We start from the raw sequence: 2,137 nt of genomic DNA, 5'->3' as shown, positions 1-2,137 counted from the left end.
GAAGCTAGGATTCACGAGAAATGTCAACGATTTATGATTGGTCGCTTAGAGCGTCGGATAATACGCGCGTGGATAATTTGATTGATTGGTCCGAAGGACAGCATCCTAGCAGTGTGAACACAAGCGCCCGTGTGATGATGCAGCGCATAAAGGAATACTTGTCAGACACGGGTGGAGAGCTTGAAGGCATTGTTACAAATGATCCTGTCCAACAAACGAGTGTGATAAGACTTGCAAGCACTTCACAGTTTTTAGAGTATAAGAATGGTATCGTTTTGCGCTTTATGGCTATGGGTAAGAATGTTGGAGCGACCACGATTGTCTTAAATGCTTTAGATGGCAAGCCGGTTTATAAAGCAACAGAAACGGGTTTATCGCTTTTATCAGGGGGGGAAATCCAACAAGGGTGCATTTATACATTGTTTTATAATGGAGATCATTGGCATCTTGTTAATCCTACCCCACTCCCTTTAGAAGAAGAAGAAAGCAATCTTTATCCCACGGGTTTTATAGGAACGTTTGGAATGCGCGGGATTCCAAAGGATTGGTTAATTTGCGATGGGAAGGCTTATTTGCGTCGTGATTATGGTGATTTATTTGAGACGATAGGAACGGTTTGGGGAGAGGGTGATGGCGCCACGACATTTAATGTTCCCGATTTTCGAGGGATGTTTTTACGGGGGCTTGATGGAGGGCGCAATATTGATGAGGGGCGTTCTTTTGCAAGTGTGCAAACAGATTTAATTGAGTCGCATCAACATCAAGGACAGAGCCTTTCGATGTCTCATTTTACCAGCAACGAAAACTTTTGGGATGGGAATACGACGGATGTGTTGGGCTATCGTCTAGGCTTGTTTGGGGGGAGCTCTCTAGCGAATTTTATGGGCATAGAGCGTGAGAATTTAGGGGGCTACATTGTAAGTTCTCATACTCTTGATGAGAACCAAGAGGTTGTTTTGGAGAGCACTGGTGAAGGCGAGACGCGTCCAGTTAATGTGAGTGTTCTGTTTGCGATTAAGACATGAGGTGTAAGATGTCGACGATCTATGATTGGTCTTTAAATGCCTCCTTGAATGCCTATTGTGATGATTTGATTGATTGGTCAAAAGGACAACGTCCTAGTAGTCTGAATAATAGTGCTCGTGTGATGATGCAACGTGTGCGTGAGTATTTATCGGATACGAGTGGTGTGATTGAAAGCACTTTTACGGTTGATGCTGAACACCAGACGACGTTGATAAGACTTCAAAGCCAATCGCAATTTTTAGAGTATAAGAATGGGATATCAATTTGTTTTAAAGCGAAGGGCAAGAATGTTGGGGAAACCGCAATTGCCTTGAATGATTTGGCGGCTAAACCTGTTTACAAGGCGACGGAATTAGGTCTCCGTGTTTTATCGGGAGGCGAGCTTCAAAGGGGGTGCATTTATAGCTTGGTTTATAGGGATCATGCTTGGCAAGTTTTAAATCCTACGCCTCTCTCTTTATCGCAAGAGCCGGTTATCCCTGTTTATCCACTAGGGACGATAGGGATTTTTGGGATGCAAGTTTTGCCAGATGGCTGGTTACCATGTGATGGGAAGGCTTATTTGCGTAGTGATTATCCTGCTCTTTATGAAGCGATAGGGATCAGGTGGGGAGGCGCTGATAGTTGGACGAAGTTTAATGTTCCCGATTTGCGTGGTGTTTTTTTACGAGGTGTTGATGATGACCGCGAGATAGACCGCTTTCGTTATCTTGGCACTTTACAAAATGACGCAATGAGAAAGCATGACCATGGGGGTCAATCCTTTACGATTTTGAATGATGAAAATCAGGAAGAGAGTTGGCATGGTGATATGACGATCATCTGGGGATATGTGTTGAATGACCAGCAAAGATTGAAGCTTGCTGAACGTTTGGGCGTGAGAGCAGAGGATATACGCGTGCACCATAAGCTCGCCTTTCCCCATTCCCACCTTCACATGCGTGATGTTGCATTGGCAAGTTCAGGTATAAGTGAGACGCGCCCGATTAATATGAGTGTTGTGTTTGGAATCAAGACGTGAGGTTTAGATGTCCACGATTTATGATTGGTCTTTAACGGCATCTGAGAATGGTGGTGCTGATGCTTTAATTAATTGGTCAGAGGGACAGCA

The 2,137-nt window shown here is 44.3% G+C and carries 2 protein-coding genes; both read left to right on the top strand.

Translation table 11 applies throughout. The annotated features are described in order from the left end of the window. Nucleotides 1–20 precede the first annotated feature (20 nt). Complete coding sequence (locus ACFIM6_RS09780) at nt 21–1,025, top strand: phage tail protein (RefSeq protein WP_375612660.1); 1,005 nt, start codon at nt 21–23, stop codon at nt 1,023–1,025. 8 nt (nt 1,026–1,033) lie between these two features. Further along, complete coding sequence (locus ACFIM6_RS09775) at nt 1,034–2,047, top strand: phage tail protein (RefSeq protein WP_375610949.1); 1,014 nt, start codon at nt 1,034–1,036, stop codon at nt 2,045–2,047. The last annotated feature ends 90 nt before the right edge of the window (nt 2,048–2,137 follow it).

Source organism: Bartonella sp. AA9NXGY (assembly GCF_042196845.1).
Classification (GTDB): Bacteria; Pseudomonadota; Alphaproteobacteria; order Rhizobiales; family Rhizobiaceae; genus Bartonella.
This window is presented reverse-complemented; position numbering and strand designations above follow the sequence as displayed.